The 26,999-nt window shown below is 65.7% G+C and carries 24 protein-coding genes; 8 read left to right on the plus strand and 16 right to left on the minus strand.

The annotated features are described in order from the left end of the window. Positions 1-30: 30 nt before the first annotated feature. Positions 31-963, plus strand: coding sequence for a transporter (locus RND78_RS14845; protein WP_312729799.1), 933 nt, complete (start codon positions 31-33; stop codon positions 961-963). A gap of 555 nt (positions 964-1,518) precedes the next feature. Here RND78_RS14845 and antC read toward each other — a convergent pair. From antC to antA, 3 genes are read right to left on the minus strand one after another with little or no spacing between them, the layout of a single operon-like run. Beyond that, positions 1,519-2,553: an anthranilate 1,2-dioxygenase electron transfer component AntC gene (antC, locus tag RND78_RS14850; RefSeq protein WP_312729800.1), complete on the minus strand. Its 1,035-nt coding sequence runs from the start codon at positions 2,551-2,553 to the stop codon at positions 1,519-1,521. A 10-nt stretch (positions 2,554-2,563) separates the two neighbouring features. Continuing rightward, the gene (gene antB, locus RND78_RS14855; RefSeq protein WP_312729802.1) at positions 2,564-3,055 is read right to left on the minus strand and encodes an anthranilate 1,2-dioxygenase small subunit; all 492 of its coding nucleotides are present in this window, start codon (positions 3,053-3,055) and stop codon (positions 2,564-2,566) included. Further along, positions 3,052-4,440: an anthranilate 1,2-dioxygenase large subunit gene (antA, locus tag RND78_RS14860; protein WP_409457052.1), complete on the minus strand. Its 1,389-nt coding sequence runs from the start codon at positions 4,438-4,440 to the stop codon at positions 3,052-3,054. The genes antB and antA overlap by 4 nt, the downstream gene beginning before the upstream one ends. 180 nt (positions 4,441-4,620) lie before the next feature. Between antA and RND78_RS14865 the strand changes: the two genes are divergently transcribed. Further along, positions 4,621-5,598, plus strand: a complete 978-nt coding sequence (locus tag RND78_RS14865; protein WP_312729804.1) for a helix-turn-helix domain-containing protein — start codon at positions 4,621-4,623, stop codon at positions 5,596-5,598. Here the strand turns inward: RND78_RS14865 and RND78_RS14870 are convergent. From RND78_RS14870 to RND78_RS14890, 5 genes are all read right to left on the minus strand, one after another. Continuing rightward, positions 5,591-6,625, minus strand: a complete 1,035-nt coding sequence (locus tag RND78_RS14870; protein WP_312729805.1) for an AraC family transcriptional regulator — start codon at positions 6,623-6,625, stop codon at positions 5,591-5,593. The two genes, RND78_RS14865 and RND78_RS14870, sit on opposite strands and share 8 nt — an antisense overlap. A 214-nt stretch (positions 6,626-6,839) precedes the next feature. Then, positions 6,840-7,793 carry a LysR family transcriptional regulator gene (locus tag RND78_RS14875; RefSeq protein WP_312729806.1) on the minus strand — a complete coding sequence of 318 codons (954 nt, stop codon included), beginning with the start codon at positions 7,791-7,793 and terminating at the stop codon, positions 6,840-6,842. Between the two features lie 92 nt (positions 7,794-7,885). Beyond that, a complete protein-coding gene (locus RND78_RS14880; RefSeq protein WP_312729807.1) occupies positions 7,886-9,406 on the minus strand; it encodes a tripartite tricarboxylate transporter permease in 1,521 nt (506 codons plus the stop codon). Then, positions 9,403-9,921, minus strand: coding sequence for a tripartite tricarboxylate transporter TctB family protein (locus tag RND78_RS14885; protein ID WP_312729808.1), 519 nt, complete (start codon positions 9,919-9,921; stop codon positions 9,403-9,405). Before RND78_RS14885 ends, RND78_RS14880 begins: the two co-directional genes overlap by 4 nt. A gap of 28 nt (positions 9,922-9,949) precedes the next feature. Then, entirely contained in the window at positions 9,950-10,948 is a 999-nt protein-coding gene (locus RND78_RS14890) for a tripartite tricarboxylate transporter substrate binding protein (protein ID WP_312729809.1), read from the minus strand. A 293-nt stretch (positions 10,949-11,241) separates the two neighbouring features. Between RND78_RS14890 and RND78_RS14895 the strand changes: the two genes are divergently transcribed. From RND78_RS14895 to RND78_RS14910, 4 genes are all read left to right on the plus strand, one after another. Beyond that, on the plus strand, positions 11,242-12,564 hold the full coding sequence (locus RND78_RS14895; RefSeq protein WP_312729810.1) for an MFS transporter: 1,323 nt from the start codon (positions 11,242-11,244) through the stop codon (positions 12,562-12,564). Continuing rightward, the gene (locus RND78_RS14900) at positions 12,557-13,507 is read left to right on the plus strand and encodes an amidohydrolase family protein (protein WP_312729811.1); all 951 of its coding nucleotides are present in this window, start codon (positions 12,557-12,559) and stop codon (positions 13,505-13,507) included. The genes RND78_RS14895 and RND78_RS14900 overlap by 8 nt, the downstream gene beginning before the upstream one ends. Next, on the plus strand, positions 13,504-14,517 hold the full coding sequence (locus RND78_RS14905) for a 4-hydroxythreonine-4-phosphate dehydrogenase PdxA (protein WP_312729814.1): 1,014 nt from the start codon (positions 13,504-13,506) through the stop codon (positions 14,515-14,517). Before RND78_RS14900 ends, RND78_RS14905 begins: the two co-directional genes overlap by 4 nt. A gap of 93 nt (positions 14,518-14,610) precedes the next feature. After that, entirely contained in the window at positions 14,611-15,786 is a 1,176-nt protein-coding gene (locus RND78_RS14910; protein ID WP_312729816.1) for an L-rhamnonate dehydratase, read from the plus strand. 122 nt (positions 15,787-15,908) lie between these two features. Here the strand turns inward: RND78_RS14910 and dhaL are convergent, their stop codons facing one another. The 7 genes from dhaL to RND78_RS14945 are packed head-to-tail and all read right to left on the minus strand — an operon-like array spanning position 15,909 to position 23,011. Then, positions 15,909-16,553, minus strand: coding sequence for a dihydroxyacetone kinase subunit DhaL (gene dhaL, locus RND78_RS14915; protein ID WP_312729817.1), 645 nt, complete (start codon positions 16,551-16,553; stop codon positions 15,909-15,911). A 4-nt stretch (positions 16,554-16,557) separates the two neighbouring features. Further along, on the minus strand, positions 16,558-17,559 hold the full coding sequence (locus RND78_RS14920; RefSeq protein WP_312729818.1) for a dihydroxyacetone kinase subunit DhaK: 1,002 nt from the start codon (positions 17,557-17,559) through the stop codon (positions 16,558-16,560). A gap of 31 nt (positions 17,560-17,590) precedes the next feature. After that, positions 17,591-18,685, minus strand: a complete 1,095-nt coding sequence (locus tag RND78_RS14925) for an alcohol dehydrogenase catalytic domain-containing protein (RefSeq protein ID WP_312729820.1) — start codon at positions 18,683-18,685, stop codon at positions 17,591-17,593. Positions 18,686-18,709: 24 nt separating this feature from the next. Next, positions 18,710-19,468, minus strand: coding sequence for a GolD/DthD family dehydrogenase (locus tag RND78_RS14930; protein ID WP_312729822.1), 759 nt, complete (start codon positions 19,466-19,468; stop codon positions 18,710-18,712). Positions 19,469-19,515: 47 nt separating this feature from the next. After that, positions 19,516-20,505 (minus strand): substrate-binding domain-containing protein, encoded by a 990-nt coding sequence (locus RND78_RS14935; RefSeq protein WP_312729824.1) that lies wholly within the window; start codon positions 20,503-20,505, stop codon positions 19,516-19,518. A 41-nt stretch (positions 20,506-20,546) separates the two neighbouring features. Beyond that, entirely contained in the window at positions 20,547-21,527 is a 981-nt protein-coding gene (locus RND78_RS14940; protein ID WP_312729825.1) for an ABC transporter permease, read from the minus strand. Further along, positions 21,524-23,011, minus strand: coding sequence for a sugar ABC transporter ATP-binding protein (locus RND78_RS14945; RefSeq protein WP_312729827.1), 1,488 nt, complete (start codon positions 23,009-23,011; stop codon positions 21,524-21,526). Before RND78_RS14945 ends, RND78_RS14940 begins: the two co-directional genes overlap by 4 nt. 284 nt (positions 23,012-23,295) lie before the next feature. On the opposite strand from RND78_RS14945, the gene rpiB reads away from it, so the two are divergent. Then, the gene (gene rpiB / locus RND78_RS14950; protein WP_312729829.1) at positions 23,296-23,757 is read left to right on the plus strand and encodes a ribose 5-phosphate isomerase B; all 462 of its coding nucleotides are present in this window, start codon (positions 23,296-23,298) and stop codon (positions 23,755-23,757) included. 68 nt (positions 23,758-23,825) lie between these two features. Continuing rightward, entirely contained in the window at positions 23,826-24,809 is a 984-nt protein-coding gene (locus RND78_RS14955; protein ID WP_312729831.1) for a sugar-binding transcriptional regulator, read from the plus strand. A 1-nt stretch (position 24,810) separates the two neighbouring features. Here RND78_RS14955 and RND78_RS14960 read toward each other — a convergent pair whose 3' ends face one another. Continuing rightward, positions 24,811-26,745 carry a UvrD-helicase domain-containing protein gene (locus RND78_RS14960; protein WP_312729833.1) on the minus strand — a complete coding sequence of 645 codons (1,935 nt, stop codon included), beginning with the start codon at positions 26,743-26,745 and terminating at the stop codon, positions 24,811-24,813. Positions 26,746-26,999: the final 254 nt, after the last annotated feature.

Consider the following 26,999-nt stretch of genomic DNA (forward strand, 5'->3'; position numbering starts at 1 on the left):
GCACGAACAGCCGTATTCAAGGAGCCTTGCATGACCCGGATTCGCTATCTTTCCCTCGCCGGTGCCCTGGTCGCCGGAACCGCCCAGGCCTATGACCTGCCGGTGGTCAACCTCGGCCTCACCAGCTTTCTCGACGGCGGTCTGCCTGCGGGCAACGGCTGGTACCTGCAGCAGTATTTCCAGAACTACAGCAGCCATCGGCTGACCGATCAACACGGCGACAAGCTGGGGCTGCCGAAGACCCAGCTGGACTACCAGGTATCGGTGACCCAGCTCAGCTACGTATCGGACCTGCGCCTGGGCAACGGCAACCTGGGTCTGAACATGTTGCTGCCGGTGGTGACGCGGATGAAGGTCGACGATGGCCTGAACAACGCCGCCCTCAAGGACCAGGGCGGCATGGGCGATCTGCTGGTTGGCCCGTTCATCCAGTTCGATCCGGTCATGGGGTCGAATGGACCGCGCTTCGTCCAGCGTGTCGAGTTGCAGGTCAATATTCCCACCGGCGAATACGACCGCGACAAGGACATCAACCCCGGCAACCACGCCTGGTCGTTCAATCCCTACTGGGCGGCCACCTATTGGTTCACCCCCAACTGGACCGCCTCGGTGCGCGCCCACTACCTCTACAACTTCAAGAACGACAAGCCGAACTATGCCTTCGGCGACGTCTCCGACATCCAGGCCGGCCAGGCGCTGCACGCCAACTTCGCCACCGAATACGCCGTCACCCCGCAACTGCGCCTGGGCCTCAACGGCTACTGGCTCAAGCAGATATCCGACACCCAGATCGACGGCCACGACGTCTCGGGCCGGCGCGAACAGGTCTGGGCCATCGGCCCGGGCGGCATGTATAGCTTCTCCAGGAACGATCACCTGGTGGCCAACGCCTACTTCGAGCAGGACGCGAAGAATCGTCCCGAAGGCAGCCGGGTGCAGGTGCGCTACATCCATCATTTCTGACCGGGCGGAGTTCAGCTCCCTCCGTCCTTTTCAAGCCTGCCTGGGATGGCAGGCTTTTTTTTGCCTGGTGTTTGATGGATAGGTTTCGCGGCCTGTAGGGGCGGCTCCTGGCCGCGCTAGGCCGGTGGCTACCGCTGCTATGTAGTGCAACGAAGCCCGACCGCGAAAATATTTCAAGTCCTCCAGGCAGTGTCCAGATGACATGAGGGACGGCCGGCGGCCAAGAGGCGAGGTCGGACAGAGCTTCGATGATGGCGCTGTCTTATCCCCACTGAGGGTCCATCGCGGCCATGGGCCGCTCCTACGGTGCATTGGGGTCTGTAGGAGCGGCCCATGGCCGCGATAGGCCGGGTGGCGACTGCTGCCATGTAGTACAACGAAGACTGACCGCGGAAACCCTTCGTGCGCTTCAGCCTGTGTCCGGAGAATGTTACAGGATGCTGGGCAGGCAAGTTCCGCCTCGCTCCTTGGCAGGCGCTTTACGACGGCAAACTTCCAAAGCACGAAGCCCGACAGTCAACCTGCCGGGCTTCGTATGGGGCCTATAACTCAAACTCAGCGGGTGGACGCACTCTGCAGGAATTTCTCGCTATACAGCCGGGTGTCCTCGCCAAGGCCTTGCTGATCGAGCCAGGTCTTGATCGCCTCGACCATGGGCGGCGGGCCGCAGAGGTAGAGGTCGCAGGCCTGGTCGGTGAGGAAGCGGCGGTCGAAGTGCTCGGGGATATAGCCGCTGAGGCCCTGCCAGGCCGGGCTCGGTTGGCTGACCACTGGCTGGTAGTCGAAATCGGCGATGCGCGTGCGATAGGCCTCCAGGCGGGCGCCCTCGCAGAGATCCTGCTCCTGGTTGACGCCATAGAACAGCCGCACCGGCTGGCCGCAGCCGCCTTTCTCGGCCATCTCGTCGAGCATGCCGAGGAAGGCCGACAGACCCGTCCCGCCGGCCACCAGGACCAGCGGCCTTTCCACCTGCCGCAGGTAGAAGCTGCCCAGGGGCGCCTCCAGTTCCAGGGTGAGGCCCGGCTGGCAGCGCTCGCGCAGGAAGTTGCTCATCACCCCGTCCGGCAGCAGGCGGATGAGGAATTGCAGCTGGTTCTGCGCATTGGGCCGGTTGGCGAAGGAGTAGGCGCGCCAGTCGTCGGTGCCGGGGATGCGTAGCCGAGCGTACTGGCCCGGGAGGAATTGCAGCTGTCGCGGCGCGGCGCTGGCGTCCAGGTGCAGGATGGCGGTGGTGGCCGAGACCAGTTCCACCGAGGTCACCTGGGCGGCGATGCGCTCGGGTTCTTCGGCATGACAGAGACTGGAGTCATGGTCGAAGTAGAAGGCGGCGTCGGAGGCCACCCGGGTCTGGCAGGCCAGCACCTTGCGTTGCGCCAGGTCCCGCTCGCTGAGGGCTTCCTCGTCGACGTAATCCTGACTGTAGGCGCCGGCTTCGCAGCGCCCCTGGCAGGTGCCGCAGACGCCTTCGCGGCAGTCCAGCGGCAGGCTGATGCCCTGGCGCAGGGCGGCGTCCAGCAGCAGTTCGTTGGGCTTCACCGCGATGAACAGCGTCTTGCCATCGGCGAAGCTCAGAGCGACGTTGTGGCTCATGGCGGTGGCCTCAGAGGTGGTAGAAGTCGAGCACGGAGTTGATGACGTCGTTGAGCAGCAGCACCTGCTTGCGGGCGATGCGGAAGTCGCCGTCCACCTCGCGCAGGTGATAGGTCACCTGGCCATGGAACTGCTCGGAGACGCCGTGGCGGGTGTAGAGCGTCAGCCAGCCGGCGCGTACCTCCAGCTGACCGTCGTCCAGGCGGGCGACGCGCACGTTGCTGATCTGGTGCAGGGTACGCGGCAGCGGCGTGGAGGCGGCCGACTTGCCGGTGCGCAGGCGGAAGACACGGTCCTCCAGGCCCGAGCGATCGGCGTAGTAGATGTAGGAGAGGCCCTGGGTCGGATCGGTCACGTATTCGTGCTCGCTGATCCACTGCGGCAGGTGGAACACGCTGTCGGTATCGAACAACGCCAGGTAGGAATCCCAGTCCTGGGCATCGCAAAGCGCGGCCTTGCGATAGAGGAACTGTTCCACGGCGTATTGCAGAGTGGGGGTCATGCCGACACCTCCGTCGGTTGCAGGGCTTTGTTGGCCAGGCCGTCGAGCAGGAAGCGCTGCCAGGCGCCGTGCTGGTTCACATAGAGGCCTTCGTGGGTGAATTCGGTACCGGTGAGCACGGGTTGGATGCCCAGCGCCTCGCTGTTCACGGTCGGGCCGGTGGCCCAGCGATGCTGGCCGCGGGAGATGTCGTTCCAGCGCTCCAGCCGCGCCTGGAAGCCACGCTGGGCCTCACGAAATTCCACCAGGTCATCGGGCGTGCCCATGCCGGAGACGTTGAAGAAGTCCTCGAACTGGCGGATGCGATTGGTGCGGTCTGCCGGCGCCTCGCCCTTGACGCCGATGCACTGGCTGATGATCTCGGTCTTGTTCCAGGCCACCGGCCGCACGATGCGCAGCTGGGAGCTGATCTGGTCCATGAAGAACAGGCTGGGATAGATGTTCAGGTTGCGCAGGCGGTGCATCATCCACTCGGCGCGGGCCTGGCCGTATTCCTCGACCAGGCGCGGCATCACGCTGGCGTAGCCGGGGCGCACCGTGGGATTGGGCATGTCGCTGAACAGCAGGCTGTGCCCATTCCTGAAGGAGAACCAGCCATCGTCGGTCTCGGCATCGCCGGCGCCGAGCTTGCTGTAATCCAGGGTGCTGCTGGCGCCGCCTTTCTCGGCGTTGACCTGCTGGCGGTGCTGCACCGTGGAGACGTAGTTGTAGTGCACGGTGCTGACGTGATAACCGTCGAGGCCATTCTCGTTCTGCAGCTTCCAGTTGCCGTCGTAGGTGTAGGTGGACTTGCCCGGCAGGATCTCCAACTCGCCGGTGGGTGACTGGGCGACCATCATGTCGAAGAACAGCTTGGCATCGCCCAGGTAGTCTTCCAGCGAATCGCTGCCCTGGGTGTCGAGGCTGACGAAGACGAAGCCCTTGTAGCTTTGGATGCGCGCCTTCTTCAGGCCGCGGGTGGCCTTGTCGAAGCCGTCGGGGTATTCGCCCGGCGCCTTGACTCTCACCAGGCGGCCGTCGCTCTTGTAGCACCAGGCATGGAAGGGACAGGTGAAGGTGGACTGGTTGCCGCGGGCCACGCGGGTGAGGGTCGCGCCGCGGTGCTGGCAGGCGTTGATCAGCGCATGCAGCTCGCCGTTGCCGTCGCGGGTGATGATCAGCGGCTGGCGCCCCGCGCGCATCGTCACGAAATCATGGGGCTTGGCGATCTCGCTTTCGTGGCAGGCATAGATCCAGACCTTCTCGAAGATCAGCTCCATTTCCAGCTCGAACAGCTCGGGTTCGGTGAACAGATCACGGGCGATGCGATAGACGCCGTCGGCCGGACGGAAGTCCAGGCAACCTTGGATGTAGTCCTGCCATTGGGCAATGCTGCGGGTGCTCATCAGGGGTGTCCTCTTGGGTGAGACTCGCCTCGATTGAAGCCCCGCGCCGGGTGCCGCTCTATCCGCTTTTTCAGCGATTGCTAGCCGGATTTTTTCGCTCACCGGCCTGGCCTGCACTCAGCGGATAGTGGCAGCGGCTCGCGGCGTGCAGCATGGAACCTACAACCGGAGGGCAGCATCATGCAGCAGGCGAATTTCGAGGTGCAGACGCGTAGCGGCCAGGTGAACGAAGCCTGTCGCTGGATGAGTGCAGTCTGCGGTCCCCATCGTCTGGAAGCGCGCAGCGGCGCCGAGCTGAGCTTCCACCACCAGGGCGTGCGGCTGCCGGGGCGGTCCACCGTGGTGGGGCGCATCGGCTACGGCGCGGCGGTGCAGATCGGCATCGAGGCGCTGGACGCCTACAGTCTCAGCCTGCCGCTGCAGGGCCGTCAGTCCCTGGCCAGCCGTGGCGCGCGCGTCCGTTCCGACAGCCACTGCGGGGTGGTGGTCTCGCCCCACGAATGGCAACGGCTGGACATGGCTGCCGACTGCTTCAAATTGCAGGTGGTGATCCGCCGTGAAGCCCTGCAGGAAGTGGCCCAGACACTGCTGGGACGGCCGTTGGACGAGCCCCTGAGCTTCTGCAGCGAGATGGAACTGGCGCGCCCGTCGGTGGCGGCCTGGTGGCAGGGCGTGCGCCAATTGCTGGAAGGCTGGAGCGGGGTGCAGGCGCTCTATGGACAACCGGCGCTGGCGAACGACCTGGAGGTGATGCTGCTCAAGGGCCTGCTGCTGGCCCAGCCGCATAACTATTCGGCGAGCCTGGCGGAGGGCGCAGACAGTGGCTATCCCGAATTCCTGCTACGCGCGCGACGCTACCTGGAGAGCCATGCCCGCGAGAATCCCTCCCTGGAGTGCCTGGAGCAGGTCGCGGGAGTTTCTCGCGCCAAGCTCTATGCCAGCTTCCGCCGCTACCACGGCCAGCCGCCCATGGCCTATCTCAAGCGCCTGCGGCTGGAGGGGGTGCGGCGATTGCTGCTGGCGCGCCGCGAGGGTGCCAACGTCTCGCGCATCGCCCTGGACTGGGGCTTCGAGCACCTGGGACGCTTCGCCAGCGACTACCGCCAGACGTTCGGCGAAACGCCATCCCAGACCCTGGCGGGGCGGCGTTTCAACTAGCCGATAGCGCACCGCGAAAGCGGCGGGTCTCCGAAGGAGATTCGCCGTAGCGGCGCTTGTATTCCTGGGCGAAGCGCCCGAGGTGTGCGAAGCCCCATTTGTAGGCGGTATCCGTCACTGACTCCACGCGGCCGCTGCGCAATTCTTCGTTGACCCGCTCAAGGCGGAGGTCGCGTAGATAGTGCATCGGCGTGGTGCCGCGATAGGTGCGGAAGCCGGCGAACAGGGTACGCACGCTGACGCCGCCGTGCTCGGCCAGTGTCTCGACGCTCAGCGGCTCGTGCAGGTGCTCGGCGATGTAGGCCTCGATGCGCTTGATGAAATAGGGCGAGACATTGCGCTCGCGGGTGCCTTCCAACTGGCCGTGCAGGGAATGTGGCTGGCCGTAGAGCAAGGCATTGAGCAGCGAGGATTCGAATTGCTTGAGCACCAGTGGCTGGTGGATCGGATGCGCCGGATTGGCCAGACCATCCATCAGCAGGCCGAGCAGTTGCAGGAAGTAGGCGCCGCCGGCTTGGCGCAGGTCCAGGCGTGGGTCGAACTGCGGCAGACGCCCCTGCTGCGGCAGGTGCTGGGCGCAGTGATGCTCCAGATCGGCGCGCTCCAGGCGCAGTACCAGCTGGGCCGCGCCACCGTACCACCTCATGCGCACCGGCAACTCCGGCGACAACAGTGCCGCCATCTGCGGTGAAGACTGGAAATCCGCCGTACCGCAATGGATGTCGGCGCCACCGGTCAGAGGAATCTGGATCAGGTAGAAGTCCTGCAGGCACTGGGGATCGATATCGACATCGGTGCCATATTCCAGGCGATTGAGCGACAGCCGTCCCCGGCTGACATGGTGCAGGCTGGCACTGATGCTTTCGCCGCGCTGCACCGGCTTCAGCTCATGGGGCTTGAAGACCTTGCTCACGCCCTGACAGGCCGCGTCACGATCGGCCACCAGGAATTGCAGACTGTTCGAGCAGAACAGCCGGGTCTGGCGAAAGCGTTCGCCGCTCTCGGAAGGTGCGGATTCGTGGAGCATTGTTACCTCCTTGCACACAGGCGTGGCCCCCTGCACCCTTTTGTTCCCCGCGTACTGCAGTAACGGGATAGTCACTGCAGTCAGCGGCTAGTGATCAGGCGACGGGACTCGTTCTTGGCCGTTCGTAGACGGCCTTGGGAGGGATTTTGCAAGGCACGGGCCAAGCGGGGTATCTAGACCGAGGTTCCGGGCGATCAGCGACCCTAGCGCCTACTCAGCCCTCGTCGTGGCGCAGCCGCCCATGCTCGCTGCGCACCGCCGCCATGAAGGTCTGCATGGCCGAGGACTGCACCCGGTGGCGCCGGCGGATCAGGCCGTAGGGCGGCAGTCGTGGTTCGAAGGCGATGGGCAGCACCGCCAGCAGGTGGCGGCCGGGGTAGTCGTTGACCACCGACAGGGGCGTGACCCCGAGCATGTCGGTCTGCTGGACCAACGCCAGCAGGGTCATGATGGAGGTGGTCTCGACGATGCTGCCGGGGATGTCGACCCGGGCATTGTGGAAGGCCTGGTTGATGATGGCGCGCATCGGGCTGGGATGCTGCTGCAGCACCCAGGTGTGCTCCTGCAATTCGCCCCAGGTGAGGTGGGTGGCCTGGGCCAGGGGATTCTGGGCGCCGGCGATCACGCAGAGCACCTCTTCGCCGAGGCTGTCGAACAGCAGCTCTTCGGCGCGGGTGCCGGTGGGGATGCGGCCCAGCACCACGTCCAACTGGTCCTGCAAGAGCGCCTGGACCAGGACGTCGCTGGTATCCACCTGGATCGACATGGACAGCCGCGGATGGCTCTGCTTGAGGGTGGCGATGGTGCGGGTCAGCAGACCCGAGGCCAGCGCCGGGATGGCGCCCACCGCGACCCGGCCGAGATTGCCCGATTCCAATGCGACCAGCTCCTCGCGCATGCCCGAGAGTTCGGCGAACACCATCCGCGCGTAGTAGATCACCGTCTCGCCGAAGGCTGTGGCGCGCATGCCCCGCGGCAGCCGCTCGAACAGCCCTACACCCAGCAAGCTCTCGATCTCGTGGAGCATCTTGGTGGCGGCCGGCTGGGTCATGCCGATGTCGTCGGCGGCGCGGCGCAGCGAGCCGAATTCCGCCAGCGCCAGTACCAGGCGCAGCTGGCGCAGGCGCAGACGGCTGTGGATGGTATGGGCATCGGGAATGCGCGTCATGCGGGCGGACCTTGGGACAGGGGAGCCGGCTAGGGTAGCGCATGAGCCCCGGCCTGGCGTCGGTGGGGTGCGTCCACGCCAGACCGGGGCGTTCACGAGGGCCGTACCTTGGCTCGCGGCTGGCCCTGACGCAGCGCCTGCAGCCCCCGCGCCAAAAGCGGCCAGCAGAGCATCAGCAGCGCGGCGGTGGTCAGGCTGCCCACCAGCGGGTTGGACCAGAAGATGCCCAGCTGGCCATCGGAGAACAGCATCGACTGGCGGAAGGCGTCCTCGGCCTTGTCACCCAGCACCGCCGCCAGCACCAGCGGGGCGATGGGATAGCCGAGCTTCTTGAAGGCATAGCCGAGGATACCGAAGCCGAGCATCAGCCAGACGTCGAACAGGCTGTTGTGCACCGAGTAGGCACCGATCACGCAGACGGTGAAGATGATCGGCGCGATGATGCAGAAGGGGATGCGCAGGATGGCGGCGAACAGCGGCACCGTCGCCAGCACCACGATCAGGCTGACCACGTTGCCCAGGTACATGCTGGCGATCAGGCTCCAGACGAAGTCGTGCTGTTCGGCGAACAGGGTCGGCCCCGGATGCAGACCCCAGATCATCAGGCCGCCGAGCATCACCGCGGCGGTGGCCGAGCCGGGAATGCCCAGGGTCAGCATGGGCAGCAGGGCGCTGGTACCGGCGCTGTGGTCGGCGGTCTCCGGGGCGATCACCCCTTCCAGCTCGCCCTTGCCGAAGCCGTCGCGGTTCTTCGAGAAGCGCCGGGCCAGGCTGTAGCTCATGAAGGAGGCGGCGGTGGGGCCGCCCGGGGTCACGCCCATCCAGCAGCCGACCAGGGCGCTGCGCAGCCAGGTCAGCCAATAGCGCGGCAGTTGCTTCCAGGTACCGAGCACCGTACGCAGGGTAATGCGCGCCTGCTCGCCACGAAAGACCAGGCCTTCCTCCACGGTGCAGAGGATTTCGCCGATGCCGAACAGGCCGATCACCGCCACCTCGAAGCTGATGCCCGAGAGCAGCGCCGGTTGGTCGAAGGTCAGGCGCAGATTGCCGGACACCGTATCCATGCCCACCGCGGCCATGGCGAAGCCGATCATCATGGCCGCCACCGTCTTCAGTGGCGGATTCTTGCTCATGCCGATGAAGGTGCAGAAGGCCAGCAAATAGACGGCGAAGAATTCCGGAGAGCTGAATTCCATGGCGAAAGCGGCGATACGGCTGGAAAGGAAGGTCAGCAGTAGCACCCCGACCAGGGCGCCCAGCAGTGCCGAGGTGAAGGCCGCGGTCAGGGCCTCGCCGGCACGGCCCTGGCGCGCCAGGGGATAGCCGTCGAAGGTGGTGGCCACCGACGAGGGTTCGCCCGGGATGTTGAACAGGATGGAGGTGATGGAGCCGCCGAACAGCGCGCCCCAGTACATGCAGGAGAGCAGGATGATGGCCGAGGTCGGGCTCATGGTGAAGGTCAGCGGCAGCAGCAGGGCGACGCCATTGGGCGCGCCCAGGCCGGGCAGCACCCCGACCAGGATGCCGAGCAGTACACCGATCACCATCAGCGCCAGGTGATGGAAGGACAGGATCAGACCCATCCCGTGCATCAGGGATTCGAATTCGCTCATGCGGATTTCCTCAGCAGGGCCGCAAGGTCGGCCAGGGGGCCAGCGTCCAGCGGCACCTTGAACCAGAGGGCGAAGATCAGGTAACTAGCCAGGCTCACTCCGCCCGCCGTGGCGAGGATCTGCCATAGGCCGTAGCGCCTTTGCCGCTGGCGATCCCGCGCCATGAACCAGGCGATGAACAGGAAGGCTGTCAGATAGAGGCCCAGCAGGGGCAGGGCGACGACGAAGGCCAGCATCGGCAGGAACACCCGCAGCACCTGGCCGAAGGCGGCGCGCTCGACGAAGCTGGTACGCAGCGCCTCCCAGCGCCACAGGGTCTGCAGCGCCGTGGCCAGGCTGGCCAGGGTCAGCAGCAGGCCGATGTAGAAGGGGAAGTAGCCCGGCTCGGGGCCGGCATCGCCCCAGCCGATGCCCTGGTCCAGGCTGCCGATCATCACGATGCCGCCGAGCCCGGCGGTAAAGGCCGCCAGGCCCAGTTCCACCCAGCGGGTGGCGATCAGGGAATCTCCGGCCATGGCCGTCTCTCCTGTGTCGGTGCGCCGATCAGCGCTTGAGCCAGCCCGCGTCCTCGAACACCGGGGTGACCCGGGCGGTGTCCTGGGCGATGTAGTCCTGCAGCGCCGGACCTTCGAGGAAGGTCGGCACCAGGGCATTGCGCTCGATATAGGCCTTGAACTCCGGTGTCTGGCTGACCTTGCGCAGCAGTTCCACATAGAAGGCCCGTTGTTCCTCGCTGACCCCGCCCGGCAAGAGCACGGTGCGCGGGAAACGGTACTGGTCGATGCCCAGGCCCTGCTCCTTGCAGGTGGGTACGTCGGACCAGGCCTGGGTCTCGGTGACCTTAGCGGTATAGGCCATGCGGTTCTGGCTGAACACGCACAGCGGCACCACCTGGCCGCCGCGCCACTGGCTCAGGCTCTCGCTGGGATTGTTGACGTTGGAGGTGATGTGCTTGCCAGCCAACTGGGTGGCCGCCTCGCTGCCGCTCTTGAAGGGGATATAGGTGAGCTTGGTGCCCTCGGTGCGGTTGAGCAGCAGGGTCAGCGTCTGGTCGACGTCCTTGGACTGGCTGCCACCCATGCGCTTGCCGGCCGGGTCCTGCTTGATGGCGTCGAGATAGCCGCGGGCGTCCTTCCAGGGGGCGTCGGCGTAGGTCCAGAGGATGAAGTCATCTTCGGCGATGGCCGCCACCGGGGTGAGATCGCTGAGCTGGTAGCCGAGCTTGGCGGTCAGCGGCAGCAGATAGACGTTGTTGGTGGCGATGACCAGCTTGTCCGCCTCGCCCTTGGCCAGCTTCATCTCCAGGAAGGCCTCGGCACCATTGCCGCCGCCCTTGTTCAGCACCACGGTGCTGGCGTCGAGCAGCTTGTGCTGGGTGATGATCGACTGGATCAGCCGGCCGAGCTGGTCGGTGCCGCCACCGGGGCCGCCGGCGACGACGATTTCCACCTTGCCCTCGGGCTGCCAGGCCGCCTGCGCCCAAGGGGCGGCCACGGAGGCGAGACAGAGGGGGAGGGCGGCGAGCAGTAGGGGGCTGCGCATGGGATTTCCTCTTTCTTATCGTTGTTTTGAGTGAGGCGAGTCTGCGCAGGCTGCGGGTAGCCTGACTACTCAAAAATAAACATGCATCGATAGCCTGGAGTTATGCCAGGAAGAGCGGCCCGCTGAATGCCAGGTCGCAGAGCGCTTACCGAGTCGACGCTGGGCGAGCCTATATCCTGGGCTTATACCCCTATCGACGGATTTGCATTGGACGGTTATCACCCTGGACTGGATAGTCGATCTCGTCAGCCGGCAGCTGAACACCCATAACAACAATCCCAGGGGTCCACGCCATGCTCTCGACGTCCCGTTCCACACCACTCGCGGAAGCCGCGGCCATTCCTACGGCACTCCAGGCTTCCCGCGTCCGCTGGCGCATCTTCGCCATCATCTTCGGCCTCACCGTCATCAACCTGGTGGACCGCGTCTCCCTGTCCATCGCCATGCCCACCATCGCCCGTGAGTTCCAGCTGACGCCCGCCATCCAGGGGCTGATCCTCAGCAGCTTCTTCTGGGCCTATGCGCTCCTGCAGATTCCCGGCGGCTGGCTGATCGACCGCTATGGCCCACGTCGGGTCATCGGCTGGTCCACCGGGCTCTGGGGCGTCTTCCAGACCCTGGCCGCCTTCGCCACCGGCGGACTGTCGCTGATCTTCGCCCGGGTCGCCCTGGGCGCCGCCGAGGCGCCGCTGTTCCCCGCGGGCGGCAAGCTCAACTCCCTGTGGTTGGCCTCCAGCGAGCGCGGCCGGGGGGCGGTGCTGATGGATTGCGGCGGACCCCTGGGCGTGGCCCTGGGCGGCCTGCTCATCGCCTACCTGATCGCTGTCTTCGGTTCCTGGCGCACCGCCTTCTTCATCGCCGGTCTCGCCACCTTGGCCATGGCCTGGCTGGCCTGGCGCTATCTCAGGGACGATCCGGCGACCCATCCGGGGGTCAACGCCGCCGAACTCGCACGCATCAACGAAGGCCGCACCACCTCCGTGGCCCAGGCCGCCAAGGCCGGCGTCAGGGGCCTGGGTATCGCCCGCCGCTCCCTGGCCGGCATCCTGCTCGGTCGCGCCAGCTGGGCCATGGTCTTCTTCGGCCTGCTGACCTGGGGGCCCAGCTACCTGGCCCAGGCCCGCGGCTTCGACATCAAGGGCATAGGCGCGGCCACCTTCGTCATCTTCCTCTGCGGCGCGGCCGGCTCCCTGGCCGGCGGCTTCCTCTGCGACCTGCTGGTGCGCAAGGGCGTGCGCCGTGGCCTGGCCGCCAAGGGACTGCTGTCCTGCTCCGGCCTGGTGGCCCTGGCGGCCTTCCTGTTGCTGCCGCGACTCACCGATCCCTATGCCGCCGTGGCGCTGCTGTCGCTCACCGCCTTCTTCCTCATGTGGGGCAGCCTCTACTGGAGTTTCCCGGCGCTGCTGGCGGCGCCGGCACGCGTCGGCCTGATCGGCGGGGTAATGAACCTGGCCGGCAGCCTAGGCGGCATCGCCGTTCCCATCCTGGTCGGCCTGCTGCTGCAGCACCTGGGTGGCTACCCGGCGGTGCTGGGCTTCTTCGCCCTCTGCTCGGGCCTGTTCATCCTCGGCACCCTGCTGATCGCCCTGGACGAGCGGGAGGTGCAGCATGGCTGAGCTCTATAGCGGACCCATCATCGACGCCCACCACCACTTCTGGGAGCCCCGGCGCAACTTCCACCCCTGGCTGTCCGGCACGGAAACCATCCCCTTCCGTTACGGCGACTACAGCGCCCTCAAGGGTGACTACCTGCCCGAGCACTATTTCGCCGACGCGACCGGTCACGACGTGGTCCAGACCGTCTACGTCGAGACCGAATGGGATCCGCGCGATCCCCTGGGCGAGACCTGCTACATCCATGACCTGGCCCGCCGCCATGGCGTACCCCATGCCGTGGTCGCCCAGGCCTGGCTCGATGCCGAAGACGCCGCCGAGCTGCTCGCCGCCCAGGCCGCCTTCGAGCGGGTACGCAGTGTGAGACACAAGCCCGGTGGCCCCGGGCGTCCTGAAGAGGTAGGTAGCCAGCGCACCCTGATGAGCGACGAACGCTGGCGCCGCGGCTATGCCGAGTTGCAGCGCCAGGGCCTGCACTTCGACCTGCAGACGCCCTGGTGGAATCTCGATGAGGCCTGCCGCCTGGCGCGGGATTTTCCGGCCATCCAATTGATCCTCAACCACACCGGCCTGCCCTCCGATCGCCGCCCCGAAGGCCTGGCCGCCTGGCGCGCCGCCCTGGCCCGCCTGGCCGAATGGCCCAACGTGGCGCTGAAGATCTCCGGCCTGGGCCTTGCCGGCCAACCCTGGCGCACCGAAGACAACGCCTGGATCGTCCGCGAGGCCATCGCCATCTTCGGCCCCGAGCGCGCCATGTTCGCCAGCAACTTCCCCGTCGACCGCCTGTGCGGCAGCTACGACACCATCCTCGGTGGCTTCAAGCGCCTGGTGGCCGACCTGCCCATCGCGGCCCAGCGCCAACTCTTCCACGACACCGCCCGGCGTCTGTACCGCCCGGTGGCCGACGTCATCCACCTGGACACTCCCCTGAGGACTTCCGCATGAGCAATTCCACGCTGCCCCGCCTGGCCCTGGTACTGGGCGATCCCGCCGGCATCGGTCCCGAGCTGATCGCCCGCCTGCTGGCCGATCCCGAAGTGCGCAGCCGCGCCCGGGTGGTGCTGATCGCCGATGAAGACGAAGCCCGCACCGGCATGCGCATCGCCGGTTGCGAGTATCCCTATCGGCGGATCGAGAGACTCGACGCCCTCGATTTCCAGGACGACGTCCCCTTGCTGTACCCCTATCGCGGCAGTGCCGAAGGCGCCTTTCCGCGCAGCGAGGCTAGCGTCGTCGGTGGTCGCTACAGCCTGGACACCCTGGCCGTCGCCCTCGACCTGACCCAGGCCGGTCGTACCGACGCCATCCTCTTCGGCCCGCTGAACAAGACCTCCCTGCACCTGGCCGGCATGGGCCACAACGACGAGTTGCACTGGTTCGCCGAACGCCTCGGCTACCAGGGGCCATTCTGCGAATTCAACGTGCTGGATGATCTCTGGACCTCACGAGTGACCTCCCATGTCGCGCTCAAGGCGGTCCCCGGCCTGCTCAGCCAGGAGCGGGTGATCGAAGCCATCCAACTGATCGATAACGAGCTCAAGCGCAGTGGTCTGGCGTGCCCGCGCATCGGCGTCTGCGGCCTCAATCCCCACAACGGCGACAACGGCAGCTTCGGTCGCGAGGAGCTCGACCTGATCGGCCCGGCCGTGGAGCGGGCCAAGGCCCAGGGCATCGCTGCCGATGGTCCCTATCCCGCCGACACCATCTTTCTCAAGGTCCAGGGCGATGCCCGTGCCTTCGACGCCGTGGTCACCATGTACCACGACCAGGGCCAGATCGCGATCAAGCTGATGGGCTTCTCCCGTGGGGTGACGGTGCAGGGCGGCCTGCCCATTCCCATCGCCACGCCGGCCCATGGCACCGCCTTCGACATCGCCGGCCAGGGCCGTGCCAACGTCGGCGCCACCCGCCAGGCCTTCGAGATCGCCTGTCGCCTGGGCGCCTCGCGCCACTGATAGCTACCGGGGCGCCCCAGGCGCTACCCGAATCCGCCGAACCGGCTCGTGGAGCCGGCCGGCCTGACTCATGCTCGAAAAAAGGAAAGTCCGATGAAAATCACCAGCGTCCGCACCCGCGTCTTCGAATGGAAAGGCAAGGTCGTCCCGCCCCAGGCACACTTCTGCACCAACGCCACCGACATCCTCTATGAGCGTGGCGACGCCATGGGCTCCTTCCGCTTCCACGGCTGGCTGGTGGTGGAGATCGAGACCGACAGCGGCCTGGTCGGCCTCGGTAACTGCGCCCTGGCGCCGCGGGTGGCCAAGGAGATCATCGATCTCTACCTGACGCCCATCGTCCTGGGCCAGGACCCCTTCGACAACGAATACCTCTGGCAGAAGATGTACCGCCGCACCCATGCCTGGGGCCGCAAGGGCATCGGCATGGCCGCCATCTCCGCCGTCGACCTTGCGCTCTGGGACCTCATGGGCAAGGCCGTCAACAAGCCGGTGTTCAAGCTGCTGGGCGGCCGCACCAAGGAAAAGATCCCCTGCTACGCCTCCAAGCTCTATGCCAACGACAACCTGGACCTGTTCCTGGAAGAGGCACAGGGCTACCTCAACCAGGGCTTCGATGCCCTCAAGATGAGATTCGGCTACGGTCCCAAGGACGGTCCCGCCGGCATGAGACGCAACCTCGAGCAGGTGCGTGCCCTGCGCGAGCTGACCGGTCCCGACGTCGACATCATGCTGGAATGCTACATGGGCTGGACCCTGGAATACGCCCGCCGCATGCTGCCCAAGCTGGCCGAGTTCGAGCCGCGCTGGCTGGAAGAGCCGGTCATCGCCGACGACATCGAAGGCTACGTCGAACTCAAGAAGATGGGCATCATGCCCATCTCCGGCGGCGAGCACGAATTCACCTCCTACGGCTTCAAGGACCTGCTCGAACGCCGCGCCGTGGACGTCATCCAGTACGACACCAACCGCGTCGGCGGCATCACCGCCGCGCGCAAGATCAACGCCCTGGCCGAAGCCTGGTCGGTGCCGGTCATCCCCCACGCCGGCCAGATGCACAACTACCACCTGACCATGGCCAGCACCGCCTCGCCCCTGGCCGAGTTCTTCCCGGTCTTCGACGTCGAGGTGGGCAACGAGCTCTTCTACTACGTCTTCAAGGGCGAACCCCAGCCGGTCGGCGGCTACCTGCAACTGGACGACGACAAACCCGGCCTGGGCCTGGAGCTGTCGGAAGAGCATCTCAAGGATTTCGATGTGATCGAGTAGGTACGCCTCTGTCGCCTCGTCGGCCCTGCACCTTCATGGTCAGGGCCTTTTTCATAGTCATAAAAAAGCCACCCCGAAGGGTGGCAAGTGCGAACAACAGGGTGCCACACGGCGCGGTGGAGTCAGTGCAGCCTGGCCTCCACCGAGTCGGCCAGGCGGGTGAGGATCAGGCAGCAGGACACGGCGCCGGCGTCCAGTGCGCCTAGGGAGCGCTCGCCCAGGCGGCTGGCGCGGCCGATGCGGGCCACCAGGTCGCGGGTCGAGTCGCGGCCCTGGGAGGCGGCGCGCTTCATGGCTTCCAGGGCGTCGTGGAAGCTGGCGCCCTGGGCGACTGCGGTCTCGAAGGTCTCCACTGCCGGGATCAGGGCGTCCATCAGGCACTTGTCGCCGACGCCGGCTTCGCTGATGTCCTGGATCGAGGCCAGGCCACCACGCAGCAGCCGGGCGAAGACGTCGGCATCGATCTCGGCCTTGCCGCGCACCTGGTCGGCCATGCCGATGAACAGGCTGCCGTACAACGGACCCATGGAGCCGCCGATGCCCTCCATCAGCGCCAGGGTCAGTTCGTCCAGGGCCTCGGCGAGGGTCAGCTGGCGGCCGGCCATGGCCTTGCCGCAGCGGGAGAAGCCCTTGGCCATGTTGATGCCGTGATCGCCATCGCCGATGGCGCCGTCTACCTCGCTCAGGTATTCACGGTTGGCGACGATGACGTCCACCAGGTCATTGACGATGGGGGTGCCTTCGGCACCGGAGAAGGACTGTTGCATGGCGTCACTCCGTCTGGGTCAGGCCGATGGAACGGCAGGGGTGGTCGATCAGCCGGGCCAGTTCCTCGTCCACGCCCAGCACGCTCAGGGTCACGCCCATCATCTCCAGGGACGTGAAGTAGTTGCCAACGTAGCGGCGGTGCACGCGCAGTCCGCGAGCCTCCAGCAACCGTGCGACTTCGGCGTAGAAGATATAGAGCTCCATCACCGGCGTGGCGCCCAGGCCGGAGACCAGCACCACCACGCCCTGGTCCTGATCGAAATCGCGATCGGCCAGGATGGGCTCCAGCATGCGCGCCGCCATCTGCCGCGCCGGCTCGATGGGTACCACGGCGATGCCCGGCTCGCCATGGTGACCGATGCCCAGCTCCATCTGGCCGTCGGCGATCTGGAAGTTCGGCTTGCCCACCGCGGCGATGGTGCAGGGCGTCAGCCCCACGCCAATGGAGCGGCAGTTGGCGACGGCCTTCTGCGCGACGCGGATGACGCCGTCCAGGTCATAGCCTTCGGCCGCGGCGGCACCGCCGACCTTCCACATGAAGATCTCGCCGGCCACGCCGCGGCGCTTGGCGATCTCTTCCCTGGGCGCCGAGGCCACATCGTCGTTGGCCACCACGGTGCGGATCTGCAGGCCGCGGCTGGCGGCCATCTTCATCGCCAGCTTCACGTTCATGTTGTCGCCGGCATAGTTGCCGTACAGGCAGGCCACCCCGGCGCCGCGGTCGGCGGCATGGAAGGCATCGAGGAAACTCTTGGCGGTGGGTGAGGAAAAGATCTCCCCGACCGCCACGGCGTCCACCAGGCCCGGGCCGACATAGCCGAGAAAGGCCGGCTCGTGGCCCGAGCCGCCGCCGGTCACCACGCCCACGCGGCCTTCCGGCGCGGTCCGGGTGGTGCGGATCACCCGCGGATTGTCGCCGGCCTGGGCCAGCTCGGGATGGGCGAGGAGGATGCCCTCCAGCATGTCCTCCACCACCAGGTCCGGATCGTTGATCACTCGATTCATAGCGTCTCCTTGTTCTCGGTACCCCGCCCGGTCAGGGCTTGAGCACCACCTTGAGGGACTGGTCGCCGCGCTCCATGGTCGCGAAGGCGTCCTTGAACTCGGCCAGCGGGAAGGTATGGGTGACGATGCCGCGCACATCAATCTTGCGCTGGCCGATGAAGTCGATGGCGCGCGGATACATGTAGGGCCCCAGGTGGGAACCGAGCACGTCCAGCTCCTTGCGATCGCCGATGATCGACCAGTCCACCGTGGCCTCGTCGTTGAACACGCTGAACTCGACGAAGCGCCCCAGCTTGCGCAGCATCGCCAGGCCCTGGTTCACCGCCCGGTGGTGCCCGGTGGCCTCGATATAGATGTCGCAGCCATAGCCGTCGGTAATGGCGCGGATTTTCTCCACCACGTTCTCGTAGAAGGGATTCCACACCTCGTCGGCACCCAACCGCAGCGCCAGCTCGAAGCGTTCCGGCTTCATGTCCAGCACGATCAGCTTCTTCGGATTGCGCAGCCGCACCGCGCCGATGATGCCGAGCCCCAGGGTGCCGGCGCCGGCCACCACCACCACATCGTCCAGGCCGACGTCGGCGCGATCCGCCGCGTGCAGCGAACAGGACAGCGGCTCGATGAGGATGGCCTCCTCGGGTGGGATGTCGTCGGGCACCGGATGCACGATGGCTTCCCGGGTGAAGATCATGTACTCGGCCATGGCGCCCTGGACGTTGTTCTGGAAGCCGTAGAGATCGTGCTTCTGGCACATCCAGTACTGGCCGTGGTTGCAGAAGCGGCAGCCCCAGCAGGGCACGATCTGCTCGGAGATCACCCGGTCGCCCACCTGCACCCCGCGCTTCTCCGCCCCCGGCCCCAGGGCCACCACCCGGCAGACGAATTCGTGGCCGGGAATCATCGGCGGCTTCACGTAGCGCGGTTGCTCGGCATCACCCCAGAAGGAGGGCGCGCCGCGGTAGGTCTTGATGTCGCCCATGCAGATGCCACACAGCTCGACGCGGGTGAGGATTTCCTCCGGCCCGGGCACCGGGACCGGCACCTGCTCCAGGCGATAGTCCTCGGGGCCGTGGCAGACCACGGCCTGCATGGTCCGTGGCAGGTTGTTCTCGACAGTGCTGGACATGACGTTACCTCGCGTTCGTGGGCATCACTGGATGCTGTAGCCGCCGTCGATCACCAGGTTCTCCCCGGTGATCATGGCGGCGGCGTCGCTGAGCAGGTAGAGCACCGCCGCGGCGATCTCTTCGGGCCGGGCGAAACGGCCCACCGGGATGAGCCGCTTGGCGCGCTCGCCCACCTCGCCGGCCCAGGCCTGCTTGCCCAGCTCGGTCTCGACGATGGTCGGTGACACCGCATTCACGGTGATGCCGAAGTCGGCCCACTCCATGGCCAGCACGCGAGTCATGCCGACCACAGCGGCCTTGCTGGCGCAGTAGGCGACGTGGCGATCCAGGCCGATCACCGCTGCCTGGGAGGCCAGGTTGACGATGCGTCCGCCGCCGCTGCCACGCAGGTGGCGCGCCACGGCCTGGGCGACGAAGAAGCTGGCCTTGAGATTGATGTCGAGGGTGCTGTCCCAGGCCGCTTCGCTGACGTCCAGGGCCTTGTCCAGCAAGGCCACGCCGGCGCTGTTGACCAGCAGGTCGAGCCGGCCGAAGGCCTGGGCGGCCTGGTCGACCGCCGTATCGATGGCGGCCTTGTCGCGCACGTCGAGGGCGATGCCCAGGTGGCCGTCGCCCAGTTGCGCGGCGATCTGCGCCACCTCGGGATTGCGATCCAGCAACGCCACCCGCGCACCGCGGCTGGCGAGCAGGGTGGCGCAGGCGTGGCCGATACCCGCCGCGCCGCCGGTGACCAGGGCGCAACGGCCCTTGAGGTCGAAGGCCTGATTCCAGAAATCGGACATAGAGAGGTCTCCCGGACGGGCAGGGCGCCCGTCCTCGTCGAAGGGGCTTACTTGCCGCTGGCCTGCTGGTAGAGGGCGTCGGCGTTTTCCGGCGTCACCGCTACCCAGGGGATGATGTAGTTCTTCGCGGTGCCGTCACCCCACTGCAGGGCCGGGTAGCGCTTCCAGATTTCCGAGCGCGGTTGGTAGGCGCTGCCCTCCAGTTTGCGCAGCACCACGTCCAGGGCGCCTTGGGATTGCGCCTGGGCGTCCTGGAAGAAGGTGATGAGCTCGCCCTTCTTCGCGGCCTGGATGGCATCGGGCATGCCGTCGATGGAGGTGATGGGGATGTCCTTGGCCGACAACCCGCGATTCTTCACCGCCTGCAGCGCGCCCAGGGCCATGTCGTCGTTCTGGGCGATGATGCCGGCGATACCCTTGGGATGGGCGTTGAGCCAGTCCTCGGTGAGGGTCAGGGCCTCGGCGCGCGACCAGTTGGCGGTCTTCTTCTCGATCACCTTCATCTCGGGGTATTTCTGCAGCACCTCCATCTCGCCCTTCTCGCGGTCGATCTGCGCCGACTGGCCGATGGGGCCCTGGATGATCACCACGTTGCCCTTGCCACCGAGCCGGTCCGCCAGCGCCTGGGTCTGCAGCCGGCCGCCTTCCACATCGTCGTTGCCGACATAGGGCACGCTGGCGCTGGCTACCTTGGTGTTGGAGGCCACCACCGGCACCTCGCTCTCCATCGCGCGGGCCACCGCGCCGACGCTGGCCTTGGTGTCGATGGGCACGAAGATGATGGCGTCGTAGTGCTGGGTGACCATCGTCTCGATCTGGTTGTTCTGGGTCAGGGCGTCGTAGTTGCCGTCGAACACCGTGATCTGCACCGAGCCGTCCTGAACCGCCGGGTGCTGCTTGAGATCACGGACCCAGGCCTGCATGAACTGGCCCTTGAGGCCGTAGACCGCGGCGCCGACCTTGTAGGGCGCCGCCTGGGCGAGGCTGCTGGAGAGCAGGGACGCAGCGAGAACGCCGAGCAATTTGCGAGCGTGCATGGGTGACTCCTTTTATTGTTGTCGTGCGGAGAGGTGCGCGATCAGGCCCGGCGCTTGCGCCAGACGTCGATCAGGACGGCGAAGACGATGATCAAACCCTTGGCCACCTGCTGGTAATAGGAAGACACCCCCAGCAGATTCAGGCCGTTGTTGATGACCCCGATGAGCAGGGCGCCGAACAGGGTGCCGACGATGCTGCCGGTGCCGCCGGAGAGACTGGTGCCGCCGATGACCACCGCGGCGATGGCGTCCAGCTCGTAGGAGACGCCGGCCTGGGGCAGGGCGGAGGTGGTTCGCGCCGAGAGCACGATACCGGCCAGGCCCGCGAGCAACCCGGAGATCACGTACACCGAGAAGGTCACCTTGCGCACGCCGATACCCGAGGTGCGGGCGCTCTTCTCGTTACCGCCCACCGCGTACACATAGCGGCCATAGGTGGTGTACTTGAGCACCAGCCAGAAGAACAAGGCCACGATGGCGAAGATCACGATGGGCATGCCGATCGGTCCGAGCTTGCCGGTACCCAGGGCCAGGTAGCTTTCCGGCAGGTCGGTGACCGGGCTGCCGTCGTTGAGGATGAAGGTCAGGCCGCGACCGACGCTGAGCATCCCCAGGGTGGCCACGAAGGGCGGGATCGACAGATTGGCCACCATGAAGCCGTTCAACGCGCCCATCACCGCCCCGGCGAACATCCCGGCGCTGAGGGCGGCCAGCAGGCCGTAACCCTGTACCGCGACCAGGGCACTGCACAGTCCGGCGAAGGCCAGGATGGAGCCTACCGAGAGATCGATGCCGCGGGTCAGGATGACGTAGGTCATGCCCACCGCGAGGATGCCGTTGATGGAGGTCTGGCGCAGGATGTCCATCCAGTTGCGCCAGGTCATGAAGTACTCGCTGCTGAAGCCGAGGGCGACGCAGAGCAGCACGAACACCAGCGGCAGGCCGAAGCGGTCGAGGGCGAACCTCAGACGGCTGCGCGACGGAGCGGGAGTGATACCGGGAGTGAGGGTCTGGATGGTCATGAGGCGAGACTCAGCAAGGCTTCCTGGGACAGGGACCGGTCCTCGCTCACGGTGACCAGGCGACCGGCCTTGAACACCGCGATGCGATCGCTCAGATGGAGCAGTTCCGGGGCTTCGGAGGAGACGACGATGGCGGCGCCACCGGCGCGGACGAATTCGTCGAGCAGGCGATAGATCTCCTGCTTGGCGCCCTCGTCGATGCCGCGCGTGGGTTCGTCGCAGAGCAGGCACACCGGCTCGGTAGACAGGCACTTGGCGAGTACCACCTTCTGTTGGTTGCCACCACTCATGGCCGCCACCGGTAGCTCCAGGGAGGCGGTCTTGACCTTCAGCCGGCGCACCATTTCTTCCGCCAGCGCCCGTTCCTTGCGCCCACTGATGACGCCCAGGCTGGATAGCCGGTCGTAGGCGGCGAGGGCGACGTTCTCGCGCACGCTGCCGGTGAGCACCAACCCGGTGTCCTTGCGATCCTCGGTGACCAGCGAGATCCCGGCGCGGATGGTCGCCGCCGGATCGCCCATCGGCACCGGGGCGCCCTTGAGTTCCACCTGGCCCGCGTCCGGTGTGGTCAGTCCATAGACGCAGTTGAGGAATTCGCTGCGTCCCGACCCCATCAGCCCGTAGATACCGAGGATTTCACCCGGGCGCACCTGCAGGCTGACGTCCTGGAATTCGTTCTTGCGGCTCAGACCGACCACCTTCAGGCAGGGCTCGGCGGTGGCGGTGCGGCCCTGCTTGTGGTCGATGCTCGCCAGCTCGCGACCGACGATGCCCCGTACCAGGTGGGCCCGGTCGACGTTCGCCATCGCCCTCGTTTCGACGAAGGCGCCATCGCGGAAGATGGTGTAGCGGTCGGCGATCTGCGCCAGCTCGGTAAGGCGGTGGGACACATAGATGATGCCGGCGCCCCGGGCGGTCAGGCGGCGAATCGCGGCGAACAGCGTCTCCGTCTCCCGTTCGCCGATGGCGGAGGTCGGCTCGTCCATGATCATCACCCGGCAGTCATGACTGAAGGCCTTGGCGATCTCCACCAGTTGCGTCTGGGCGATGCTCAGGCGGCGCATGGGCATGGTGGCCTCGACGTCGAAGCCGAGATCTTCCAGCAGCGCGCGAGTCCGCCGATTCAACTCGCGGTTGTCCAGCAGGCAGCCGAACCGGCGCGGCTCACGGCCCAGCCAGATGTTCTCGGCCACGGTCAGGTCGGGGATGGGTTCCAGTTCCTGGGTGATCATGGCGACGCCCGCGGCGAGGGCTTCGCTGGGGCGCTGGAAGACCACCTCGCGGCCCTCCAGGCGAATGCTGCCGGCATCCCTTTGGGTGATACCCATGAGGATGCTGAGAAAGGTGGACTTGCCAGCACCGTTGCCACCACAGAGCGCGTGCACCGAGCCCGCTTCGAGACTCAGGTGACCATCGCGCAGGGCGGGTATTCCGGCATAGGCCTTGGCGACCTTTTCGGCGTAGAGCAGCAAGGGCGAAGCCATGGTACGTCCTCTCAGCTGGTGTTGTTATCTTGTCGCAGCGATGAAGCTCGTAGTGATCATATGTTTAAACTATGAAAATATGATCAGTCAACTGGCAGCCAAAAATTTTCTGAAGCGGCCGACCGCCCCAGACTGCTGGTGGGCGAAAGGCCTCTGTGACTGAATAGCTATTCGAGACTGGCGAACGGGTAGCCGTTGGTGTCGAGCAAAATTGCTTGATCGAAATTTCACATGATGATCATATGATCGTGACCGTGTTGGTCCCTCATAGGAGCGCCAGGTGCATGAACGCCACCCAATCCATCGCCATCGGTTGTGACGAAGCCGGCTACGAACTCAAGGAGCAATTGAAGGCCTTTATCCTTTCCCTCGGCCTGGAGGTGGAGGATTTCGGCTCCCATTCCATTGAGCCGGTGCTCTACCCGGATATCGCCTATGCGGTCGCCAGCGCCATCCGCGAGGGTCGGCACCGCCTCGGCGTGCTCGTCTGCGGGACCGGTATCGGCATGGCCATCTCGGCCAACAAGGTCCAGGGCATTCGCGCTGCGCAAGCCCATGACACCTATTCGGCCGAGCGCGCCCGCAAGAGCAACGATGCGCAGATCCTCTCCATTGGCGCGCGGGTAGTGGGTGCGGAACTCGCCAAGAGTCTGGTCAAGGCCTTTCTCAGTTCGGATTTCGAAGCGGGGCGCTCAGGGCCCAAGGTCGAGCGCATCAATGCCCTCGAGCAGCGCCGTGATTGCTAGGCGCTGGACGCCGTCCACCCGGACTGGGGACAATGACGGCTTTGCCAGTCAACCGGAGTCGATCCTGCATGAATGACAATGCCAGTCGTGGGGCCAGCGACTTCGAGCTGATGACCGACATCGCCATGCTCTACTACCTGGACAACGTCAACCAGGAGGCCATCGCCCAGCGCCTGTCGCTGTCGCGAGCCAAGGTGAGTCGCCTGCTCAAGCGCGCTCGCGACGAAGGCATCGTCGAGGTGCGGGTGCTGCAGCATCCCACCATGAACAACGAGGTGGAGCAGAAGCTGCTCGAGCGTTTCCGCCTGGATCGTGCCCTCATCGCGGTGGACCACGCCGATCCGGATACCCAGCGTTCGGCGGTCGCCAGCCTGGTCGCCAACTACCTCAATCGGGTGTTGGCCGACGGGATGATCATTGCGGTGGGGATGGGGCGTAACGTCGGTGCGGTGGCCGACAACGTCTTCCTGCCCAATGGCCGCAACTGCACCTTCGTCTGCGCCATCGGTGGTTCGCTGCGCGCCGGGGAGTACATGAATCCCGACCACATCTGCCGGCGCCTGGCCGCGCGCTTCGGGGGCGAAAGCGAGACCCTCTATGCCCCGGCGCTGGTGGCCAATCCCGAATTGCGCGCGACCCTGATCGCCAACGACACCGTGCGCGCCACCCTGGACCGCGCGCGCCGCGCCGATCTCGCCTTGATCGGCATCGGCGACATGAGCGAAAGCAGCAACATGGTGCGCATGGGCTGGTTCTCGCCCCAGGAGATCGCCGCGGCGCGGCTGTCCGGCACGGTGGGCGACATGATGGGTTATGACTTCATCGACATCCACGGGCGGCCGGCGGTCAATGTCCTGCAAGGACGAGTGATCGGCCTTACCGTCCAGGAATTGACCCGCATCCCCGACGTCATCGCCGTCGCCAGCGAGAGCACCAAGGCAGCCGCCATCCTCGGTGCCTTGCGCTCTGGCGTCATCAACACCCTTGCCACCACCGTCACCAACGCCCATACCATCCTGGCCCTGGACGACGCGACCCGCCGCGATACCTGATTCAGCCTGCCAGGATCGCCGCCGCCCCTCGCGGCTGTCGGGTGTACCACAGTACCCGGCTGACGCCACGGGTCACCGCCACGTAGCTCAGGCGCAAGGCTTCGTCGGCCATGGCCTCGTCGTAGCTCTGCTGGAAATGCCCGCTGGCAGCATAGAGGGCGTTGCGCAGCGGGTGGGGCTGCTGCGGCTGGCCATCGTCCAGCACGATCGCCACTTCTGCCTGCAGGCCCTTGGCTCTGTGAATGGTGCAGGTGCGCACCCCTGGCTGCCGGCCCAGTTGCTCGTTGAGGATCTTCAAGGGGGCGTTCACCCGGCTCATCACCATGACCGCGCAGCGTTCCGGCCGCTCACATTCCGCCGCATAGCCCCGCTGTGCCTCTATCTCGCCCAGCAATAGCGGTAGTTGGCGACTGATATCGAATTGCGGGATGATCTTCACCCCATGCCCTTGGTCCGTCGCCGGGCGAAACGCCTGGGTGCGTTTGTCCTGTTTGTGGCGCACCTGCGCCAGGATGCGCTCGCCATCCGCGACGATCTGCGGGGAGGAGCGGTAGTTGGTTCCCAGCATCAGTGTCTGGCTGGGAGTCTGGCCGGGGAACCAGCGATCGAAATGAATGAACAGCTCGGGTGAGCTGCCACGCCAGCCATAGATGGATTGCCAATCGTCTCCAATAGCCATCAGCGAGGGTGCGACCTTCTCATCGGCTAGTCTGCGCTGGACCTGCTGTAGCCAGAGTGCGATCTGGGGTGAGATGTCCTGGAATTCGTCGATCAACAGATGGGTAAAGGGCTCCAGGCGGCCAATCAGCGCGCGACTGGGTTTCTTTTCCAGACGATCGGTCAGCACTGCGAAGGCCGTGTTGAAGGTGATTAGCCGTTGCTCCTTCAGCAGCTTGTTGAAGTGCCGCCAGAATTGCTGCATGGCCTCCAGGAAGATCCGGTCGCGCGTGGAGCATTCCAGTTGGCTGCTCCTGAGCGAGCCGACGCGCATTCCCAGCGTCTCGGCGAACGAAGCCTGAGCATAAAAGAGATCGGGGAGGGCTTGGGGCTGGCGCTCGCCATTGAGCACAAACGGCTGCAAGGGGGCGGCGGCAGGCGGCGCCTCTTCGTCCGGGGCTGCCAATTCCAGCAATAGATGAGTGCGCCGGCGAAACCCCGCGTCTTCTTTATAGCAATCCTCGTAGGCCTGCAGCAGCAACTGGCGCTGGCTGTCGTTCAGCGTGGCACCAGTGAGCAAGGCATTGTCCGGTTCTTCGTCCGGCCTGGCGTTCGGCGATAACTGCTCGAACCACTGCGTCACCCTCAATTCCGCTCGGGCCAATTGCGCCAGGGCGGAGTGAAAGGTCCGCACCAGCTCTCGTGCTCCCTCATCGTCCAGTGGTGCGTCCCAGAATGCCAGGACACGTTTGAGCTGCGTCCGGAGTTCTTCGCAGGAGGTCTTGGTAAAGGAAATGACCGTTAGCTGCTCTCGGGGGATCTCCAGGTGGCACAGCATGAATACCACTCGCAGCACCAGTGTCGTGGTCTTGCCTGAGCCCGCGCCGGCGAAGATCCTCGTGGCAGGAGCGCGCGCCAGGATCATCTTCCATTGCTCCGTCGAAGGTGGCTGGACGATGCCTTGGGCAACGGCCCGCTCGACCTGGGCCTTCATTCGCTGCTCCTGTGAGCGCTTCACCTGGAGTGGCGGCCCATAGATACCAATGGGAGCAGATTGGGGGGCTGAAGCGGGCAGGCTGGAATGCCCGTGGCCAGCAACTGCTTTCTTATTGGGCTTCACCGCCTGGAGATCGGCGCTCGGCCTCTTGGCCTTGGCCGAGGGCGGCTTTTTCCGGTTGCTTGGTACCGGCTCTCCTTTAAGGAAGAGCGTGGTACGCGGAAACCAGTCGCCCAGTGTTTTCGCCAGGCGTTGTCGGTAGCGGGCCAGGATGGAAGTCATGCAGTCCTCGAAACGTCGTCTCCTGGCATCTTAACCTGCACAGATGACGGCTCGGCCTTTCCCAGCCTTTTTGATCCTTGCAGAAAGAATCTCGAAATAACCTGTTGACCTGTTCCGAAACTCCCCTATAATGCGGCCCACTTCCGGCGCAGACGCTGAAGGGCTTGAAAATCAAGCACTTAGGTCTGAGCCGGGCGAGGGGTCCACGGAGTCCTCGCTGCTGGGTTCTCGCCTTCGGGTCGGAATTTGGTGAG

It is taken from the genome of Pseudomonas oryzihabitans (genome assembly GCF_032027545.1).
Lineage (GTDB): Bacteria > Pseudomonadota > Gammaproteobacteria > Pseudomonadales > Pseudomonadaceae > Chryseomonas > Chryseomonas oryzihabitans_F.

Excerpts from the sequence above, each read along its gene's own strand:
- RND78_RS14955 (WP_312729831.1), top strand. The coding sequence starts at position 23,826 with ATGAATGACAATGCCAGTCGTGGGGCCAGCGACTTCGAGCTGATGACC.
- rpiB (WP_312729829.1), top strand. The coding sequence starts at position 23,296 with ATGAACGCCACCCAATCCATCGCCATCGGTTGTGACGAAGCCGGCTAC.
- antA (WP_409457052.1), bottom strand. The coding sequence starts at position 4,440 with ATGAGCACCCGCAGCATTGCCCAATGGCAGGACTACATCCAAGGTTGC.
- RND78_RS14940 (WP_312729825.1), bottom strand. The coding sequence starts at position 21,527 with ATGACCATCCAGACCCTCACTCCCGGTATCACTCCCGCTCCGTCGCGC.
- RND78_RS14905 (WP_312729814.1), top strand. The coding sequence starts at position 13,504 with ATGAGCAATTCCACGCTGCCCCGCCTGGCCCTGGTACTGGGCGATCCC.
- RND78_RS14930 (WP_312729822.1), bottom strand. The coding sequence starts at position 19,468 with ATGTCCGATTTCTGGAATCAGGCCTTCGACCTCAAGGGCCGTTGCGCC.
- RND78_RS14945 (WP_312729827.1), bottom strand. The coding sequence starts at position 23,011 with ATGGCTTCGCCCTTGCTGCTCTACGCCGAAAAGGTCGCCAAGGCCTAT.
- RND78_RS14870 (WP_312729805.1), bottom strand. The coding sequence starts at position 6,625 with ATGCTCCACGAATCCGCACCTTCCGAGAGCGGCGAACGCTTTCGCCAG.
- RND78_RS14925 (WP_312729820.1), bottom strand. The coding sequence starts at position 18,685 with ATGTCCAGCACTGTCGAGAACAACCTGCCACGGACCATGCAGGCCGTG.
- RND78_RS14935 (WP_312729824.1), bottom strand. The coding sequence starts at position 20,505 with ATGCACGCTCGCAAATTGCTCGGCGTTCTCGCTGCGTCCCTGCTCTCC.
- RND78_RS14865 (WP_312729804.1), top strand. The coding sequence starts at position 4,621 with ATGCAGCAGGCGAATTTCGAGGTGCAGACGCGTAGCGGCCAGGTGAAC.
- dhaL (WP_312729817.1), bottom strand. The coding sequence starts at position 16,553 with ATGCAACAGTCCTTCTCCGGTGCCGAAGGCACCCCCATCGTCAATGAC.
- RND78_RS14875 (WP_312729806.1), bottom strand. The coding sequence starts at position 7,793 with ATGACGCGCATTCCCGATGCCCATACCATCCACAGCCGTCTGCGCCTG.
- RND78_RS14890 (WP_312729809.1), bottom strand. The coding sequence starts at position 10,948 with ATGCGCAGCCCCCTACTGCTCGCCGCCCTCCCCCTCTGTCTCGCCTCC.
- antC (WP_312729800.1), bottom strand. The coding sequence starts at position 2,553 with ATGAGCCACAACGTCGCTCTGAGCTTCGCCGATGGCAAGACGCTGTTC.
- RND78_RS14845 (WP_312729799.1), top strand. The coding sequence starts at position 31 with ATGACCCGGATTCGCTATCTTTCCCTCGCCGGTGCCCTGGTCGCCGGA.
- RND78_RS14920 (WP_312729818.1), bottom strand. The coding sequence starts at position 17,559 with ATGAATCGAGTGATCAACGATCCGGACCTGGTGGTGGAGGACATGCTG.
- RND78_RS14910 (WP_312729816.1), top strand. The coding sequence starts at position 14,611 with ATGAAAATCACCAGCGTCCGCACCCGCGTCTTCGAATGGAAAGGCAAG.
- RND78_RS14960 (WP_312729833.1), bottom strand. The coding sequence starts at position 26,745 with ATGACTTCCATCCTGGCCCGCTACCGACAACGCCTGGCGAAAACACTG.
- RND78_RS14900 (WP_312729811.1), top strand. The coding sequence starts at position 12,557 with ATGGCTGAGCTCTATAGCGGACCCATCATCGACGCCCACCACCACTTC.
- antB (WP_312729802.1), bottom strand. The coding sequence starts at position 3,055 with ATGACCCCCACTCTGCAATACGCCGTGGAACAGTTCCTCTATCGCAAG.
- RND78_RS14880 (WP_312729807.1), bottom strand. The coding sequence starts at position 9,406 with ATGAGCGAATTCGAATCCCTGATGCACGGGATGGGTCTGATCCTGTCC.
- RND78_RS14885 (WP_312729808.1), bottom strand. The coding sequence starts at position 9,921 with ATGGCCGGAGATTCCCTGATCGCCACCCGCTGGGTGGAACTGGGCCTG.
- RND78_RS14895 (WP_312729810.1), top strand. The coding sequence starts at position 11,242 with ATGCTCTCGACGTCCCGTTCCACACCACTCGCGGAAGCCGCGGCCATT.